17 protein-coding genes and 1 pseudogene are annotated in these 17,433 nt (G+C 71.5%); 7 read left to right on the plus strand and 11 right to left on the minus strand.

Going from position 1 to position 17,433, the window contains the following annotated elements:
• The first annotated feature begins 5 nt into the window (after nucleotides 1–5).
• The 4 genes from A4E84_RS30635 to A4E84_RS30650 are packed head-to-tail and all read left to right on the plus strand — an operon-like array spanning nucleotide 6 to nucleotide 3,495.
• Complete coding sequence (locus A4E84_RS30635; RefSeq protein WP_062929639.1) at nucleotides 6–974, plus strand: ABC transporter permease; 969 nt, start codon at nucleotides 6–8, stop codon at nucleotides 972–974.
• Nucleotides 964–1,863, plus strand: a complete 900-nt coding sequence (locus tag A4E84_RS30640; RefSeq protein WP_062929640.1) for an ABC transporter permease — start codon at nucleotides 964–966, stop codon at nucleotides 1,861–1,863. The genes A4E84_RS30635 and A4E84_RS30640 overlap by 11 nt, the downstream gene beginning before the upstream one ends.
• Before the next feature lie 8 nt (nucleotides 1,864–1,871).
• A complete protein-coding gene (locus A4E84_RS30645) occupies nucleotides 1,872–2,849 on the plus strand; it encodes an ABC transporter ATP-binding protein (RefSeq protein ID WP_079129177.1) in 978 nt (325 codons plus the stop codon).
• Nucleotides 2,842–3,495: an ABC transporter ATP-binding protein gene (locus A4E84_RS30650; RefSeq protein ID WP_062929642.1), complete on the plus strand. Its 654-nt coding sequence runs from the start codon at nucleotides 2,842–2,844 to the stop codon at nucleotides 3,493–3,495. The genes A4E84_RS30645 and A4E84_RS30650 overlap by 8 nt, the downstream gene beginning before the upstream one ends.
• 4 nt (nucleotides 3,496–3,499) lie before the next feature.
• Here A4E84_RS30650 and A4E84_RS30655 read toward each other — a convergent pair whose 3' ends face one another.
• The 6 genes from A4E84_RS30655 to A4E84_RS30680 form a co-directional block, all read right to left on the minus strand.
• Nucleotides 3,500–3,811, minus strand: coding sequence for an ArsR/SmtB family transcription factor (locus A4E84_RS30655; RefSeq protein ID WP_062929643.1), 312 nt, complete (start codon nucleotides 3,809–3,811; stop codon nucleotides 3,500–3,502).
• A gap of 63 nt (nucleotides 3,812–3,874) precedes the next feature.
• The gene (locus A4E84_RS30660; protein ID WP_062929644.1) at nucleotides 3,875–4,174 is read right to left on the minus strand and encodes a hypothetical protein; all 300 of its coding nucleotides are present in this window, start codon (nucleotides 4,172–4,174) and stop codon (nucleotides 3,875–3,877) included.
• A gap of 199 nt (nucleotides 4,175–4,373) precedes the next feature.
• Complete coding sequence (locus tag A4E84_RS30665; protein WP_062929645.1) at nucleotides 4,374–5,138, minus strand: class I SAM-dependent methyltransferase; 765 nt, start codon at nucleotides 5,136–5,138, stop codon at nucleotides 4,374–4,376.
• A 90-nt stretch (nucleotides 5,139–5,228) separates the two neighbouring features.
• On the minus strand, nucleotides 5,229–6,425 hold the full coding sequence (locus A4E84_RS30670) for an aminotransferase class V-fold PLP-dependent enzyme (protein WP_062929646.1): 1,197 nt from the start codon (nucleotides 6,423–6,425) through the stop codon (nucleotides 5,229–5,231).
• A gap of 5 nt (nucleotides 6,426–6,430) precedes the next feature.
• Nucleotides 6,431–7,750, minus strand: a complete 1,320-nt coding sequence (locus A4E84_RS30675; protein ID WP_062929647.1) for a pyridoxal-phosphate dependent enzyme — start codon at nucleotides 7,748–7,750, stop codon at nucleotides 6,431–6,433.
• Complete coding sequence (locus A4E84_RS30680; protein ID WP_062929648.1) at nucleotides 7,747–9,213, minus strand: alanine racemase; 1,467 nt, start codon at nucleotides 9,211–9,213, stop codon at nucleotides 7,747–7,749. Before A4E84_RS30680 ends, A4E84_RS30675 begins: the two co-directional genes overlap by 4 nt.
• A 296-nt stretch (nucleotides 9,214–9,509) precedes the next feature.
• Here A4E84_RS30680 and A4E84_RS30685 point away from each other — a divergent pair, with 296 nt between their 5' ends.
• Together A4E84_RS30685 and A4E84_RS30690 are read left to right on the plus strand one after the other, a co-directional pair.
• Nucleotides 9,510–10,583, plus strand: coding sequence for a type I phosphomannose isomerase catalytic subunit (locus tag A4E84_RS30685; protein WP_062929649.1), 1,074 nt, complete (start codon nucleotides 9,510–9,512; stop codon nucleotides 10,581–10,583).
• Between the two features lie 127 nt (nucleotides 10,584–10,710).
• Nucleotides 10,711–11,361: a hypothetical protein gene (locus A4E84_RS30690; protein WP_062929650.1), complete on the plus strand. Its 651-nt coding sequence runs from the start codon at nucleotides 10,711–10,713 to the stop codon at nucleotides 11,359–11,361.
• A 5-nt stretch (nucleotides 11,362–11,366) separates the two neighbouring features.
• On the opposite strand, the gene A4E84_RS30695 is transcribed toward A4E84_RS30690, so the two are convergent.
• From A4E84_RS30695 to A4E84_RS41400, 3 genes are all read right to left on the minus strand, one after another.
• Complete coding sequence (locus A4E84_RS30695; RefSeq protein WP_062929651.1) at nucleotides 11,367–11,912, minus strand: DUF488 domain-containing protein; 546 nt, start codon at nucleotides 11,910–11,912, stop codon at nucleotides 11,367–11,369.
• Nucleotides 11,913–11,964: 52 nt separating this feature from the next.
• On the minus strand, nucleotides 11,965–13,494 hold the full coding sequence (locus A4E84_RS30700) for a helix-turn-helix domain-containing protein (RefSeq protein ID WP_062929652.1): 1,530 nt from the start codon (nucleotides 13,492–13,494) through the stop codon (nucleotides 11,965–11,967).
• Between the two features lie 85 nt (nucleotides 13,495–13,579).
• Entirely contained in the window at nucleotides 13,580–13,780 is a 201-nt protein-coding gene (locus A4E84_RS41400) for a DUF4236 domain-containing protein (protein ID WP_078899171.1), read from the minus strand.
• 379 nt (nucleotides 13,781–14,159) lie between these two features.
• Here A4E84_RS41400 and A4E84_RS30705 point away from each other — a divergent pair, with 379 nt between their 5' ends.
• The gene (locus tag A4E84_RS30705) at nucleotides 14,160–15,050 is read left to right on the plus strand and encodes an aminoglycoside phosphotransferase family protein (protein ID WP_062929653.1); all 891 of its coding nucleotides are present in this window, start codon (nucleotides 14,160–14,162) and stop codon (nucleotides 15,048–15,050) included.
• Nucleotides 15,051–15,108: 58 nt separating this feature from the next.
• Here the strand turns inward: A4E84_RS30705 and A4E84_RS41405 are convergent.
• Both A4E84_RS41405 and A4E84_RS30710 read right to left on the minus strand, forming a co-directional pair.
• A pseudogene (locus A4E84_RS41405) lies at nucleotides 15,109–15,879 on the minus strand (ATP-binding protein); the annotation flags it as partial.
• Nucleotides 15,876–17,393, minus strand: coding sequence for a transposase family protein (locus A4E84_RS30710; RefSeq protein WP_237305155.1), 1,518 nt, complete (start codon nucleotides 17,391–17,393; stop codon nucleotides 15,876–15,878). The pseudogene A4E84_RS41405 and the gene A4E84_RS30710, both read right to left, overlap by 4 nt.
• Nucleotides 17,394–17,433: the final 40 nt, after the last annotated feature.

Consider the following 17,433-nt stretch of genomic DNA (forward strand, 5'->3'; position numbering starts at 1 on the left):
GAGCGATGGCACGACTGGCGGGACGGCGGTCCCTGTTCGCCGTCCCCGTCCTGCTCGTCGTCACCTTCGGTGTGTTCGCCATCGCCGCCGCCTCCCCGTTCGACCCCGTCAAGGCGTACGCCGGCACCGCCGCGCTCGGCGCCGACCAGCAGACCCTGGACCGGCTGCGCGAGAACCTCGGCGTGGACCGGCCCTTCGCCGCCCGCTGGTGGCACTGGCTGACCTCCGCCCTCACCGGCGACCTCGGCCACTCCAGCGTCATGCGGCAGCCGGTCGCCGAGGTCATCGGCGAACGGCTCGTGTGGTCCGCGCTGCTCTGCGCGGTCGCCTTCGCCGCCGCCGTGCTGGTGGGCACGGTCCTCGGCGTGCTCGCCGCCCGCCGCCCCGGCTCGCTCGTCGACCGGACCGTCACCTCCCTCGCCTACACGCTGGAGGCGGCACCGGTCTTCTGGATCGCGCTGCTCGCCATCTGGCTGTTCGCCCTCCAGTGGGACGTCCTCCCGGCGGGCGGCCTGACCGACACCGGCAGCGAACAGGTCACGCCAGGACAGGTCACGAGCCATCTCCTCCTGCCCGCCGGGGTCCTCGCCGTGTCCCAGCTGCCGTGGTTCACCCTGTACGTACGCCAGGGCGTCGGCGACGCGCTGGCGGAGGACCCCGTACGCGGCGCCCGCGCCCGCGGCCTGAGCGAAGGCACCGTCCTGCTCGGCCACGCCCTGCGCTCCGGGCTCCTTCCGGTGCTCACGCTCATCGGCTCCCGCGTGCCCGAGCTCATCACCGGGGCGCTGCTGGTGGAGAGCGTCTTCAGCTGGCCGGGCATCGCCGCGGCCACCGTCGAGGCGGCCACCGCCGTCGACTTCCCGCTGCTCGCCGCCCTGACGACCCTGGCCACCGCAGCGGTGCTCGCCGGGAACCTGCTCGCCGACCTGCTCTACGGACTGTTCGACCCGAGGGTGAAGCTCAGTGACATGTGACGCCCCGCCGCCCGCCGCCGCCCCGGAGCGGACCGAGTGGCGCTCGCACGGGCCCGAGCGCCGCTCCACCCGCACCCTGCGCGTGCGCACCTCCGCCGTGCTGGTGGCCGCGACCGTCCTCGCCGTGCTGCTCGTGCCGCCGCTGGTCCAGCTCGACCAGCAGGCCGTCGACCTCGCCGCCAAACTGCGACCGCCCTCCTGGGCCCACCCGTTCGGCACCGACGACGTCGGCCGCGACCTGCTGCTGCGCTGCGTCTACGGCCTGCGCGTCTCGCTGCTCGTCGGGGTGGCGGCGGCGCTGACCGCGACCGTGGTCGGCACGGCCGTGGGCGCCGCGGCCGGGGCGCTGGGCGGCTGGGCCGACCGGGCCCTGATGCGGGTGGTCGACACCTTCTCGTCCGTACCGCATCTGCTGCTCGGCATCTTCATCGTCGCCATGTTCCGCCCCGGGGTGTGGCCGGTGGTCATCTCGGTCGCGCTGACCCACTGGCTGTCCACGGCCCGGATCGTGCGCGCCGAGGTGCTGTCGCTGCGGTCCAGGCCGTACATCGACGCGGCCGTCTCCGGTGGGGCGTCCCGGTGGCGGGTGACCGTACGGCACCTGTTGCCCGCCGTCCTTCCCCAGGCCGCGCTCGCCGCGGTGCTGATGGTGCCGCACGCCATGTGGCACGAGTCGGCCCTGTCCTTCCTCGGACTCGGGCTGCCCACGCACACGGCGAGCCTCGGCACCCTGATCCAGAGCGCCCGCGGTTCCCTCCTCGCCGGCCAGTGGTGGCCGACCCTCTTCCCGGGTCTCTTCCTCATCGTCCCCACCCTCGCCATCGCCGGACTCGCCGGGGCCTGGCGGGAGCGGATCAACCCCCGTCACCGATCGGAGCTGATGCTGTGAGCGCCGGTATGGAGCCCATGACCCCCGTGCTGTCGGTGCGCGGACTGTCCGTGCGGTTCCTCATGCCCGGCGGGCGCCGCGTCGCCGCCGTCACCGACGCGCGGTTCGACGTGGCGCCCGGCGAGTGCCTGGCCCTGATCGGGGAGAGCGGCTGCGGCAAGTCCGTGCTGGCCTCCGCCCTGCTCGGACTGCTCCCCGGCAACGCCCGGACCGCAGGTTCGGCCCTCCTCGGTGACCTGGACCTGCTCACGGCCGGCGAGCGGACCCTCGCCCGCACCGTACGAGGGCGGCTCATCGGCCTCGTACCGCAGAGCCCGGCCGCCCACCTCACCCCGGTCCGCACCGTCCGCTCCCAACTGGAGGAGACGGTCGCCGCGTTGACCGCGACCCGGGGGCGCGCCGCTCTGCGGGCCGCCGCCGAGGCCGCCGCCGAACGGGCCGCGTTCCCCGCGGACCATCTCGACCGCCACCCCCACCAGCTGTCCGGCGGTCTCGCCCAGCGCGCCGCCACCGCCCTCGCCCTGGTCGGCGACGCACCCCTGCTGCTCGCCGACGAACCCACCACCGGACTCGACCGCGACCTGGTGGACCGTACGGCCGACGAGCTGCGGCGGCACGTCGACGACCCGGGCGAGGGCGGCCGCGGCCGCGCCCTGCTGATGATCACCCACGATCTGGCGGCCGCCGAACGCATCGCGGACCGGGTCGCGGTCATGTACGCCGGACGGATCGTCGAACTCGCCGACGCCGCGGCCTTCTTCGGCTCACCCGGGCCCCGCCACCCCTACAGCCGCGGCCTGCTCCAGGCCCTGCCCGACCGCGCCTTCACCCCCATCCCCGGCATGCCGCCCGAACTCGGCGACCTCCCAGCCGGCTGTGCCTTCGCCGCCCGCTGCGACCGGGCCACCGAAACCTGCGCCACCGAGCCGCCCTCCGGCACGGTCGCCTGCCACCACCCGCACGTGCCGGAGGACGTCCGTGCTTGAACTGCGCTCCATCACCGCCGGATACGCCCGGAACACCCCGGTGGTCCGGGACGTGTCCCTGACCGTCGCGCCGGGCGAGTCCGTCGGCCTGCTCGGCCCGAGCGGCTGCGGCAAGTCCACCCTCGCGCGGGTCGCGGCCCTGCTGCACCGCCCCGACTCCGGCACCCTGCTCCTCGACGGCGAGCCCGTGCGGCACTGGCGCCACCGCGCCCCACGCGAGAAGCGCACCACCTTCGGGGTCGTCTTCCAGCAGGCCAGGCTCTCCGCGGACCCCCGGCTGCCGCTCGCCGACCTGATCGCCGAGCCGTTGCGCGCCACCGGCCGCGGGGCGGAAGTCGCGGGCCGCATCGCCGAGTTGGCCCCCGTCGTCGGCCTCACCCCGGACCTGCTGACCCGGCGGCCGCACGAGGTCAGCGACGGGCAGCTGCAACGCGCCTGCCTCGGCCGGGCGTTGGTGCTGCGCCCGCGTCTGCTGGTGTGCGACGAGATGACCGCGATGCTCGACGCCTCGACGGCCGCCGCCCTCGTTGCGGCCGTCGAGGACTACCGGGCCGCGACGGGCGCCGCCCTGCTGGCCGTCGGCCACGACCGCACCCTGCTCCGGCGCTGGTGCGACCGCACCGTCCAGTGGGACAGCCTGACCTGAGGCACTACTCCTGCACGTGCCGGATGGCGTCCAGCACGATGTGCGCCACATGGTCGTCGGTGAGGGTGTACCGCGTCTCGCGGGCCTGACGCCGGGCGGTGACGATCCGGGAGGTGCGCAGCACCCTCAGGTGCTGGGAGACCAGCGGCTGGCTGACGCCCAGGGCGGCCACCAGTTCATGGACGTACTTCCCGCCGCCGGACAGCTCCCGCACGATGCCCAGCCGTACGGGCGAGGCCAAGGCGCGCAGCAGGTCGCCGGCCGCCTGCAGGGTCGGATCCGGCTCGTCCGCCGGGGGAGAGGGCGTCGTTGTCATATGCATACATTAGCATATGACAACGATTCCCAGTTTGCCTCGCCCGGCCCGGGGTGGCTGCGGTCAGTGGTCGTCCCAGTGTCCCTCGTGGGCGGCGTGCCGGTGGCCGTCGTGCACGTAGTCCGTGTGGTCGCCGTGCCGCACGGCCAGGTGGCCGCAGTCGTCGCCGTGCTCGTGGTCGTGGTTCTGGTGCACCGCGTGGCCGTCGGTCGCGCACTCGTCGGTGTGGCCGTCGTGCGCCCGATGGATGTGGCCGTCGTGGGCGTAGTCGGTGTGGTCGCCGTGGGTGAAGGCGAGGTGGCCGCAGTCGTCGCCGTGGGCGTGCGCGTGGTCCTCGTGGGTGATGTGCTGGGCGGTGGTCATCGTGGAGCTCCTTGCGTGTGCTGGTGCCGGCCGTGACGTGTCTCCCTGGGCCGGACATGGCGACATTAACATATAGCGATTCCTGCATGTATTGTCCGAGGACCCGCCGCGACCCGCCAGCCGAGCGGGGCGCACGGGTGAATCGCCGGTCTGGGAGGGTGCTGAAGATCTTGGCCCGGCCAAGATCTTCAGCACCCTCCTAGCGCACCGCCACGACCACGCAGCTGTCGCCGTACTGCCACACCGGGCCGGCCTGGGCGAAGCCGGACTGCCGGAGGAGCTCCAGGTGGGCGGGGAGGGGGAGTTCGGCGGGGCGCGCCGTGCCCAGGGGGGCTTCGCGGCGCCGGCGCTCGGTGAGGAGGTCGGTCAGCTCCGGGTCGTCGCCGGCCGCCGCCCACCAGGAGCCCCAGTCCTCGTGCGTGAACACGCGCTGCCGGTCGGCCCGGCACCGCCCGACATGGGCGGCGATCCCCGCCGGGCCCGTCTCGCCCTGGGGGAGGTGGTCGCCGTTGACGAGGACGCCTCCGGGCCGCAGCAGCCCGGCGAGCTGCCGGTAGGTGCCCAGCAGCGTGTCGCGGTCCAGGTAGTGCAGGGCCGTCGTGGAGACCGCCGCGTCCAGAGGCCGGTCCAGATCCAGGGCCCGCACCCAGCCCGGCGCTCCGATCTCTACGTCGACGTAGCGGGCCGCGTCCGGGTGGTGGGTGCGGCCCAGCTCCAGCAGGACGGGGTCCCGGTCCACGGCCACGATCTCGGCGTCCGGCAGCCGCCGGATCAGCCGGGCCGCCAGCGAGCCCGGCCCGCAGCCCAGGTCCACCACGAGAGGCGGGGTCGCGTGCCCCGCCGTGACGTGCTCGACGACATCGGCGATCACCGTGAACCGCTCCTCGCGGTCGACGGCGTACCGCTGCTGCTGGAGCTCCCAGCGCTCCACCCATCGCTCCGCCGTCGCCAGACTCAGCCCCATCCGGTCGCGCCACCTCGCCGTCTCGCACCTGACTCGTTACGACCCGAGCCTACAGGTGGAAACGGTTCCCATTATGCCTAGTTGGCGGTGTCACGGGAGTGAGGTGAGAACGGACAGCAGCCGGTCGACCTCCTCCACCGTGTTGTACACATGCAGACTCACCCGCACCGAACCGGTCTTCTCACCCGCGTCGCCCTGGCAGTGATGGTCGGAGCGCACCATGAACCCGTGGCTGAACAGGATGAACCCCAGATCGCCCGAGTCGATGGCCCGGTGCCGCAGCGTCACGATGCCCTGGCGGCGCTGCACGGTCGAGTCGGCGGCGAGACTGAGCGGGCAGCCGAGGATCTCGTAGGCGTCCAGCCGGCGCAGCCCCTCCGTGAGCCGGACCGCCAGGTCGGCCGTCCAGCGCTCGATCCGGTCGACACCGGCCGCCTCCAGCCAGTCCAGGGCCGCTTCGAGCGAGGCGATGCCCACCGTGTTCGGGGTGCCGCTCCACCCGCCGGGCACGAACTCCGGCCCGCGCGCCTGCCGGGCCCACACCGCCCCGGAACCGGGCAGGGCCAGCGCCTTGTGCCCGGAGAACACCACGAAGTCGACGTCCAGCTCCGCCACGGACACCGGCAGATGACCCACACTCTGCGCCGCGTCCAGGCAGATGACCGCGTCCGGACCGACGGCCTCACGGATGCGGTGCACGTTCATGTCGCCGCCGTAGACGTGGTGCACATGGGTGGTGGCCACGAACCGGGTGCGCGGCCCGGCCCGTTCCGCCAGCGCCCGGTGGTCGTAGTCCCCCGAGCCGCTCTGGTACGGCATCGGCACCACCCGGACGTGCACCCCCTGCCGCGCCAGCGACTGCTGCGCCTCCAGCCAGGGCACGATGTTCGCCTGGTGATCGGCGTCCGGCGCGACGATCTCGTCACCGTCGCGCAGGAAGCCCGGCAGCCAGTCGCGGGCGATGGTGCGCAGCCCCTCGGTGGTGCCGCCGGTGAAGTGGACGGCGGAGCGCTCGGGCCGGTCGTCCCCGAGGAACCGGGCGACACGCCCGCGGGTCCGCTCGACCAGCTCCGTGGTCCGGTTGGCCCAGGTGTAGGTGCCGCGGGCGGAGTTGGCGTTGGACGTGGTCAAATACGTCTGCACGGCGTCCAGGACGGCCTGCGGCTTCTGCGCCGTGGCCGCGCTGTCCAGGTACGCCAGCTCCGGATGCCCGGTGACGATGGGGAACTGGGCGCGCAGCGCCCGCTGCCACCGCTCCTGCTCCTCGCGGCCGCTCGGTGTGCTCATGCCGGTCAGTCCCGCACCAGGGGCGCGCCCGCGTCCCGCCAGGCGATGATGCCGCCGGCCAGGCTGCGCACGTCCGGGTGGCCCATCCGGGTCAGCAGCGCCGCGTACCGGGCGGACTGCTCACCGACCGGGCAGGCCAGCAGCACCGGTTGACGGCGGCTGAACGGCAGGCCGCCCCGCACGAGTTCCGCGAACAGCTCGTCGACGATGTTGACCGAACCGTCGATGTGCAGCGCCGCGTACGCGTACGGGCTGCGCAGGTCGACCACGAGCGGCCGGTCGGTCTCGATCCAGCGCCGGGCCTCGGCCACGGTGACCGACGGCGCCCCGCCGACCTCGGCGTCGGACAGGTCGGCCGGCGAGTTCTTCCGGGGCGGGCGGCCCAGCAGATCGGGCCGCCGCTGCCGGACGTAGCTCAGATAGCTCTCCACCCGGTCGCAGACGATGAACACGGCGGTCCGCCGCTCCTCCGACTCCTCGTCCAGCGCCCGCAGATGGCGGACGGCGCCGAAGTAGGCCGCCCCTCCGGTGGGCCCGCCCAGGATGCCGCAGCGGCGGTTCAGGGTCAGCATCCCCTCGATCGCCTCGTCGGCGCTGACCGACTCCATCGTGTCGTAGGTCTCCGGGTCGAACAGGCCGACCTCCTGCACCTCGTCGATGGTGCGGATCCCCGGGATGAAGTCGGACTTGGCGGCGACCAGTCCGACCACCCGCACGGACGGGTCCTCCTCCCGCAGGGCGCGGGCGACTCCCGTGGAGGAACCGGCCGTGCCCACGCAGGCGACGAACCAGTCCGGGACCCGGCCGTCCAGGTCCTTGACGATCTCCGGTCCGGTGCCGGTGAGATGGGCCTCGGTGTTGCGCGGGTTGAAGTACTGGTCGGTGTGCAGATAGGCACTGCCCGAGGCGGCGAGCGTGCGGTGGAACAGGGTCAGCGGATCGTCCGTGGCGGTGGGGTCCAGGCACTCGCTCTGCCCCGGCAGCTCCTCGATCTCAGCGCCGAGCAGCAGCAGGAGATCCTTGATCTCCGGGACCCGCATCCGGTTGGTGACACTCTTGAAGCCCAGGCCGTGCATGCCCGCGATGACCGCGAGGGCCTTGGCCGTGTTGCCGCTGGACAACTCGACCACCTGACTGCCGTGTTCGACCGCCCCGGTCAGCAGGGGCCCCGCCATGCTCCAGGCGGCCCGGTCCTTGACCGAGCCGAAGGGGTTGAGCATTTCGAGCTTCGCGTACAGATCGATGGTGCGCAGGCCGTGCACCGCCGGGTCTATCCGCACCAGAGGGGTGTTGCCTATCGCCTCGGTGATGCTGTCGTACCTCACTGAACTCCCCTCGCGGGCGTGATCGGCCAGAACTGGTCGTCGAGGCACCAGCGCCAGGCATCGCCGTCCTGCCATGCGGCGACCTTGCCGGCGGCGGGCTGGTGCTGGGCGCGGGTGGCGTGGAAGTCCATGGCGTAGCCGGCGGTGTTGGCGAAGGCCAGCACGTCACCGGCTTCCGGGCGGCGCGGCAGGAACACCGTGCGCCGGGTGATCAGGTCGGTCTCCAGACAGAGGCTGCCGAAGAGGTGCACGGCGACAGGCTCGTCCCCCGGCCCGGCTCCGCCCCGGGGAATGACCACGGGGTCCATCAGCACTCCGTGGTCCTCCAGCGCGATGTCGTCCGCCTTCGCGGCCAGCCGTACGAGCAGTTCCCCGCCGGCCTCCTGGGTGCGGACCTCCAGGACACGCGCCAGCGTGAGTCCGCACTGGTCCAGCAGCGCCCGGCCGGGCTCGGTGTGCAGGTCGTACAGGTGCTCCAGCAGCAGCGCGGCCAGCGGGCGCCCGCCCAGCGAGGCGGCGGGCTGGGACAGCAGCTCGTCCAGGTAGGCGGCGCCGGCGACGGACCGGTGCGCGGGGTACAGACCGAGCGTGCCGCGCAGGGTGCCGGACTCGTTGCGCAGCCCGTAGCCGTGCCCGCCCCACGTCAGGGGCGGACGCCGGCCGAGGACGGCCGCGGTCAGCGCGGTCGTGTACGCCTCCCACTGCTCGCGCTCGGCGAGATAGCCGATGCCGAACCCGCCGCCGATGTCCACGGCCCGCGGCCGCAGCCCCCGGCTCCGGCACAACTCCAGCGCGGCCAGACTCCCTTCGAGGGCGATCGCCTTCTCCGCGACGCTCGTCGTGTCCAGATGGAAGGCCACCCCCGCCGGATCGACCGCGTCGGCATGCCGCTCGACCGCCTCCAGCAGCAGCTCCAACTCCCTTACGGGCGTGCCGAAACGGCTGCGCCGGCTCAGCACCTTCACACCCGACGTCTCGAAGCCCGACAGCCGGAGCAGCACCCGTACCGGGGCGAGCGTGTGCTTGCGCACCAGGGCGGCGAGCTGGTCCAGTTCGGCGACGGCATCGACGCTGACCGTGACACCCGCACGGGCCGCCAGCCACAGGAACTCCGGGTTCTTCGGCCCCGTGGCCGTGATCCGGCCGGCACTGAACCCGGCACCCAGCGCGTGCTGCAACTCGCCCAGCGACGCGACGTCCACACCCGCGTCCGTCGCGGCGAGCCGTCGCAGCAGCGCGCTGGACCGGTTGGCCTTGTGGGCGTAGAAGACCTGGCCCGACAGGTGGTACGAGCGGTACACCGACCGGAACCGCTCCAGGTTCTCGGCGATCTGGTCCGGCACCACGACGTGCAGGGGTGAGCCGAGTGCGTCGACGAGGGAGTGCAGCGTGCCGTGCGCCGCCACGAGCGACCTCAGCCGTGGCTCCAGCCGCGGTTCGAGATACAAGGGCCGGCCGTCCATGCGCGCTCCCCCTCCTGAGGCCGCCGCACCCGTCATCCGGGCACGTCGGACACTCCCCGCGTATCGCCGTATAGCCCATATCCATTCTTCGGTCGCTTTACGCCCCGTAAGGCCTGGGCCCGGGCCTTGGCCGGTGTGAAGCGGATCACTGGCCGGTCTGCGGCGCGCGCCGGGCGCGAGGCGGCGGCATCCGCGTTCAGCGGCTCGTCCCGGGCACGCCCCGTGCGGCACGCATGCTCCTGAGGCCCCGGGGGTACCCCGGCCGCAGACCGGCACCGAACCGTCCGAGGAGGGACGTGGACTGGCACCCGCTGCGGCTCACCACCCCCGTCAAGCAGCACGTCTTCGGCGGCCGGGCCATCGCCGAGCGGCTGGGCCGCAGCGGCCTGCCCGACGGGCCGGTCGCCGAGACATGGGAGGTCAGCGACGTCGAGGGGGATGCCTCGACCGTCCTGGACGGCCCCCTCGCCGGGCGCACCCTGCGGCAGATCACGGCCGAGCACCCCGACGAACTGCTGGGCCCCCGGCTCCCGTCGGGCCCCCGTTTCCCGCTGCTCACCAAGTTCATCGACGGCCGGGGCGCCCTCCCGGTGCATCTGCACGCCGACGACGCCACCGCCCGGCGCCTGGAGGGCGAACCCAACGGCAAGACGGAGGCCTGGCACGTCCTGGACGCCGCACCGGGAGCCACCGCCCTGGTCGGCGTGCGGTCCGGCGTGGACCGCGACACCCTGCACCGGGCGCTGCTGGCCCAGGACTTCGACGCGGTCATGCGCCGCCTGCCGGTCCGCGCGGGACAGACCGCCTACGTCCCCGGCGGCACCCTGCACAGCTTCGGCCCGGGCACCCTCGTCCACGAGATCGAGCAGACGTCCGACATCCAGCAGCACGCCATGCGCCGCCGCATGGAGGACGGCTCGCCCGTCCCCGACCACGAGTGGCACGCCAACCTCGACCGTCTGCTCGACGAGTGGCGCCCCGGCCCCCGGCCCGAGTTCCACCCCGGCCTGAGCGTTCCCTCGGGCGACGGCGTCGTACGCACCGTGCTCTGCGCCGGCCCGCACTTCGCCCTCGAACGCTGGTCCGCCGGTCCGGAGATGCCCTTGTCCTACCGCTTCTCCACCGTGCGGATCCTCACCAACGCGGGCGCCCCCGTCACCGTCACCGCCGGCCCCTGGACCGGTCTGCTGGAGCGCGCCCGCACCCTCCTCCTCCCCGCCGTTCTCGGCGAGGTCCGCATCCAGGGCCCCGCCGACGTCCTGATCGGCTACGTCCCCGAGCTGGAGCACGACATCCGCGCCCCGCTCCTCGCCGCAGGCCACGGACCGGCCGCCGTCGCCGCCCTCGGTGAGGGACTCGATCCCCGGTAGCAGACCGGTGACATTCGGGACGGATCCGTAGCAGGCCGGCAGGGCAACGCATGCGGCCGGTGACGGGTCGTACAGGGAGCAAGGGCAGACGCCCGAGCACTCGAACCGGGGGAACCGGGGGAAGCCAATGGGGGAGACCATGAAGATCCGTGCCCGAGGAACGCGCCAGAACCGAGGCATCCGCACCACCGTGGCCGCGCTGGCGGCCGTCGCCGGTGTCGCGGCAGCCGCCGTCCCGGCCGCCGCCGCCACCGCACCGGCCTCCGACACGCCCCGGTTCCTGGAGCCGGCCGAACTGCCGCCGCACCCGACCTCGCCCTGGTACGCCGGTCCGGTCACCGCCGGTCAGCCCGACCCGCTGCCGATCTGCGTGGGCGACGCGCTGCCGTCCATCGCCACGCACCGGGACTACTGGACGGAGTACGACACGAGCGCCCAGCAGATCACGGTCGTGGAGCGCAGCGAACAGCGGGCGAAGGACTTCGCGGCACTGCTGCGCAAGGACCTCGCCGGCTGTGCGAAGAAGCTGATGCAGCAGGACCCGGACATCACGGCGACGCAGAAGTACTACGGCCGGCTGAACGTCGAGGAGGGTGCCGACGTCTACGGCATCCACACCGCCTCCGCCTGGGGCTCCTCCGACATCGGCCTCTTCTCGGTCGGCCGCGACGGCACGACCGTCACCGTCGTCCGCTGGAGCCAGATGGGCACCTTCCAGCACGCGCAGGTCGCGGACTTCAAGGCCACGACGGTCACGGCGGTGAACAAGCTGTACTGACGGACTCAGCCCCGGGACGGCTCGGTGGGGGCGTCGTACACGAGGAGCCCGTCGTCGCGCAGACGGGCTCCCGGTGTCGGCGTATGGGCGCTCAGGCGGCCGTCGTGCATGAGGTGGTGGGCCGGTACGCCGCGGGCCAGCACCGCGAAGTCGGCGATCAATCGTCGGTGGCAGCGCCACCAGACGGCCTCGCTGCACATCACGGCCGTGCGGGCGCCCGCCGCCTCGTGCAACAGGCGGTCCATCGCGGTGACGAACTCGGGGGAGCGGGTGTGGGCGGCGTAGCCGCGGAAGGACGCGTTGCGCCACACCACGTCCGGACTGTCCGCGGGCAGGGGGCGGAACCCGCCGAGCGCGGGTTCCCACCGGTAGCCGATCCCGGCACCCGGCAACCACGCGGCGAGCCGCTCCCGCAGCAGGTCGGGATCCCGGCGGCTGCCGGGAGCCGTCCGCACGTCCACGACGGCCGACACCCCGGCACCACGCAGCAGCTCACCGATCCGGTCCCGCCCGGCGGTGCTATGCCCGAACGTCAGCAGAAGCGCGTCCACAGGGGCGGACTTTCCCGTTCCGGCGGGCCCACACCTGCGGACGCGCTCCCGGTCAGATGTCCCGGAACGTCTCGATCTGCGCCCCCACCGAGTTCAGCCGCTCCGCCAGGTCCTCGTACCCCCGGTTGATGACGTACACGTTGCGCAGCACCGACGTGCCCTCGGCGGCCATCATCGCCAGCAGGACGACCACCGCGGGGCGCAGGGCCGGCGGGCACATCATCTCGGCGGCGCGCCAGCGGGTCGGGCCCTCCACCAGGACGCGGTGCGGGTCGAGGAGCTGGAGGCGGCCGCCGAGGCGGTTCAGGTCGGTCAGGTAGATCGCGCGGTTGTCGTAGACCCAGTCGTGGATGAGGGTCTGGCCCTGGGCGACCGCCGCGATGGCCGCGAAGAAGGGGACGTTGTCGATGTTCAGGCCGGGGAACGGCATGGGGTGGATCTTGTCGATCGGCGCCTCCAGCTTGGAGGGCCGGACGGTGAGGTCGACCAGCCGGGTGCGGCCGTTGTCGGCGAAGTACTCCGGCGTGCGGTCGTGGTCGAGGCCCATCTCCTCCAGGACCGCCAGCTCGATCTCCAGGAACTCGATCGGCACCCGGCGCACCGTCAGCTCCGACTCGGTGACGACGGCCGCCGCGACCAGGCTCATCGCCTCGACCGGGTCCTCGGAGGGGGAGTAGTCCACGTCGACGTCGATGGTCGGCACGCCGTGCACGGTGAGCGTTGTCGTGCCGATGCCGTCGACCTTGACACCGAGCGCCTCCAGGAAGAAGCACAGGTCCTGGACCATGTAGTTGGACGAGGCGTTGCGGATGACGGTGATGCCGTCGTGCCGGGCGGCGGCGAGCAGCGCGTTCTCCGTCACCGTGTCGCCGCGCTCGGTCAGGACGATCGGGCGGTCGGGGCTGACGGTACGGTCCACCCGGGCGTGGTACTGGCCCTCGGTGGCGGCGATGTCCAGGCCGAAGCGGCGCAGCGCGATCATGTGCGGCTCGACCGTGCGCGTACCGAGGTCGCAGCCGCCGGCGTACGGCAGTTTGAACGAGTCCATGCGGTGGAGCAGCGGGCCGAGGAACATGATGATGGAGCGGGTGCGGCGGGCCGCGTCCGCGTCGATCGCCTCCAGGTTCAGCTCGGCCGACGGCACGATCTCCAGGTCTACGCCGTCGTTGATCCACCGGGTGCGCGCGCCGATGGAGCCGAGCACCTCCAGGAGGCGGTACACCTCCTCGATGCGGGCGACGCGGCGCAGCACCGTGCGCCCCTCGTTGAGCAGTGAGGCGCACAGCAGCGCCACGCACGCGTTCTTGCTCGTCTTCACGTCGATGGCACCGGACAGCCGGCGCCCGCCGACCACCCGCAGATGCATCGGACCGGCGTACCCGAGCGACACGATCTCGCTGTCGAGAGCCTCCCCGATGCGCGCGATCATCTCAAGGCTGATGTTCTGGTTGCCGCGCTCGATCCGGTTGACGGCGCTCTGGCTGGTGCCGAGCGCCTCGGCAAGCTGCGACTGCGTCCAGCCCCGGTGTTGCCGGGCATCACGGATGAGCTTGCCGATGCGTACGAGGTAGTCGTCTGCCATGGGGCTGAGGTTATCTCAGATATGAGATGACGCCCGACCCGGGGGGTCCGAACGGGTGACGGGACGTCAGTCCCGCCCGGGTCCCTCAGTGTCGGCGCGCCCTCGTGGTGCGCCGCCACCCGAAAGGTCCGGGCAGATCCATCGATGTCGTACGACGTCCTGTGCTGCTGCGGGTGTGGCGCGGGCCGTTCTTTCCGCCGCCGGTGGTGATGGACCAGGAGCGCTTGTTGATGTTCAGGCGCACCCCCGGAAGGATCCGGAAACTCTTGCGGAACGTGAGCGGCATGCCTGCCTCCTCCTCCGTTGTGCGGGGGAATCCGGTTCGGATACCTGGTTCGGATACCCGGGAAAAGGGCGCACATGACCGCATGGCGGGTTGTCCTTTGACAGCGAAGTTAGTCGGTTGCGATGCCCTGACCTTGAGCGACTAGGTTCGATGGCAAACGATCGCTCTCCGTCGATGCCTCTCGTGTCCCGTCTCAGGTGATCTGGTGCGAAGCCGCAGCTGTGACCTGGGGCGACCGGAACAGTTGAGCCACCTGGGTGGCCGAAAAAATCTCAGTTGATCTGGAACCTGGCGTCTGAATACTGGCTGTCGTCTCAGTTGATCTGGACTGCTTCCGTCGTTTCGAACTGGACTAGTCGAAGGGCCTGCGAGATTGACCATGCACGATGACCAAGTGGACATGACCACCGACATCGTTGCGACCTTGATCCAAGAACAGTTCCCTCAGTGGAGCGGCAAGGCGATCCGGCTCCTGTCGTCGACCGGGACGGTCCACGCCATCTTCCGCATCGGGGACGACCTCTCCGCGCGCTTCCCGCTGCGTCTGACCGATGCCGCGGAGGCGCTGGCGGTTCTGGAACGGGAAGCCCAGGCGAGCGCGGAGCTGGCACAGGTGTCTCGGTTTCCCGTTCCGGAACCCGTCGCCCTGGGAAAGCCTGGAGCGGGTTATCCCATGCCGTGGTCGGTCCAGACGTGGCTGCCGGGAAGCGTCGCCTTCGATGCCGACCCGAGTGGGTCGGACGCTTTCGCCGAGGACCTTGCCGCCTTCATCGCGGCCCTGCGGGAAGCCGAGACGCGGGGTCGGCTTTTCAGCGGCGACAATCGCGGCGGCGTTCTCGCTCACCACGACGCCTGGATGGAGAAGTGCTTCGAGGCGAGCCAGGGGCTGCTCGACGTGCCCCGGCTGCGCCGACTGTGGAGCCACTACCGGGAGTTGCCGCGCACGAGTGCCGACGTGATGAGCCACGGTGACCTGATTCCCGGCAACGTACTGGTCACAGGAGACCGGCTCAGCGGCGTGCTCGACACCGGCGGCTTCGGTCCGGCCGACCCCGCGCTGGATCTGGTCAGCGCCTGGCACCTGTTGCAACCGGGTCCGCGGGAAGTGCTCCGGCGGACACTGGCCTGCGACGATCTGGAGTGGGAGCGTGGCAAGGCATGGGCCTTCGAACAGGCGATGGGTCTTGTCTGGTACTACGTCGAGAGCAATCCGACGATGAGCAGAATGGGGCGCCAGACGCTCGACCGCATTCTGGAGTCGACGACATGATGTCGCCCGCATCGTAAGCCGTGACAGAGACGATCGCGTGCCGTCCCCACCGACACAGCACCAACATGAACCGATCGGCTGAGACGGGACATCTCTGGGCACCGCGGGTGCCGGCCAGCAGTTCGCTGGTTTCGAGGTTGATGCCCGCGTAGACGAACGTCGCGGGGAGGCGTTCCGAGAAGTACTTCAGGGTGTCAGAGACCTCGGCGCCGGCCCGTATGACCTGCGAAACGTTGTGAATCTCGTCGACCAGGACCAGGCCGGTGCGGGTGTCCGTGCAGACGCCGACCACCGCTTCGATGATGTCGGTCATATTCGATCTGGCCCTCACCGGCAGACCCAGGAAACGCGCGAACTCGGCGGCGATCATGCGCGCGGTCGCCGCGGGCGGGACGGTGATGTAGAGCACCGGAATGCGGTCGGCGACGTTTGGATGGCGGGCCCGGTCGAGGAGTTCGTGGGCGAGTCCGAGCTGAGTGAGGGCGCTGGTCTTGCCGGTGCCGGGCGGTCCGGAGACCATCAGGCCGCGGCGGGCGCTGATCGCGTGCCGGTTGAGCAGGACCAGCCGACGGCCGCAGACCACGGTCTTCTCGACGAACGAGGTGGCGACCACGAGCATGCGGGCGTGGTGGTCGAGCCGGTCCTCGTCGTAGAGCGCCCGCTCGACCGGAGACAGATCGTCCAGCTCGGCCGCGGTCAACAGAACAGGAGGACTGGGTGGGCCGGCGGCGAACCTCCGCCATCCCTCCAGGGTGGTCAGCTGCCGGTTGGCCTCGGCATCGGCTTCTTGCAGCGATGTGCGTCCGATCGCTGGTTCGGAGATGGTCACGGACGCCTCCAGGGGTTGGCGAGCGGGTCGAACAGACCCAGCGGGATGACCTTCGCGGACTCGGTGTCCGCCTGGTCGTCCTGAACCGCTTCGGCGGTGGTCGGATCGGGGACCGGCCGGTCGGAGGCAGTGGCCCGGGTCCGCGCGGCGACGCGCCGGGATCGTTTTGCTGCACGGCCCTTCAGCTGGGCAGGTCCGTCGTGCGTCCGCCGCAGCAGGTCAGCGGCGGCATCGGCGATCTGCTCCTCGGTCCCTCCCGGGACCTGTTCGCGGGCGTGGTCCCAGGCCATTTCGCCGAAGGGGACGCCGACGCGGTGCAGGTGCTTCCAGAACACTGTGATCCAGCGGGCTGGCTCGCTGCGGCGGTCGCGTACCCAGACACGGGAGACGTCGTAGGGGTCGTAGTGGATCTCCCACAGCCCCTTCTTCTCCGTCACCCCTGAGTGCTGGCGGCGCAACGGGGTCAGCTCGACGTCGTCGTAGGTGCCGTGGTTGATCCGGATGCCGTAGGCGTTGATCGCCTGCCAGCGCTCGGGCAGCAACTCGACGTAGTCCTCGCCGCTGAACGGGGCCGGAACGTAGCCGCACGACTCCAACAGCGTCGCGTACTTTTCGTTCGGCGTGAACGCGCGCTTCGGTGAGTCCGGGTCCCGCAGTGCGTCGTGCGGGCGGTTCTGCCAGATGACGATCCACTCGTCCAGTAGGCCCTGGAGTTCGGGCAGGGACCACAGCGGTCCGTCCTCCAGGCCCCGGCCCCGGCGGTCCACCGACCGGCCGGTGTAACCCGCGACGAATTGCGCGAACAAAGTGGCCACTGAACCCAGCGTCTTCTCGATCGCACCCTTCTCGAAGGGCGACGCCTTGTGTGTCGGCTGGAGGCTGATGCCCAAGTAGCGGCAGGATGCACGGAAGTTGTTCGAGATGAAGACCTTGCCGTGGTCGCAGACGATCGTGTCCGGCACGATCACCGGCCTCGCAGCCGCGTGTTCCAGCCGCTCGTCCAGGGACATCAGCCGCCGGTGCGGCAGCACGGATCTCGACATCCGAAGTGCGTCCGACCAGCCAGGACGCATCATCTCGGGGGTGATGCTCCGGGCCAGCAGCGCGGACGCGTCGGCCGCTTTCGTCGTCGGCCGCAGGACCGCGGCGGTCAGTGACCTGGTGGCCAGGTCGATCATGGCGGTCAGCTCGACCTTCTCCGCAATGCCCTCGTCAAGACGGACCAGGACATCCAGCGGTGTGGAATCGATCTGCATCCACTCGCCCGGTGCGCAGGCCGGCACTTCCCCGAACGGCCCGGCCGGACGCGCGTTCGCCGAACGGCGTGTGGTCGCCGAGCCCGTCGCGTGAGTGCCGACGGCCAGCTTGTCGAACAGCCGGTAGAGCGTGCGCTGTGAGGGCACCTCGATGTCCTTGACATCCTCGCGGGCGGCCAGGATCTGCGTCGCCCGCCAGACCACGAAGCCGATCGTCTTCGACGACGCCTCGGCCGTCTCACCGATCGCCTGCCGCATCGCCTCCACCACCGCCGGGGCCACCCGGCCGAAGGACGGC

Source organism: Streptomyces qaidamensis, assembly GCF_001611795.1.
GTDB classification, from domain to species: Bacteria; Actinomycetota; Actinomycetes; order Streptomycetales; family Streptomycetaceae; genus Streptomyces; species Streptomyces qaidamensis.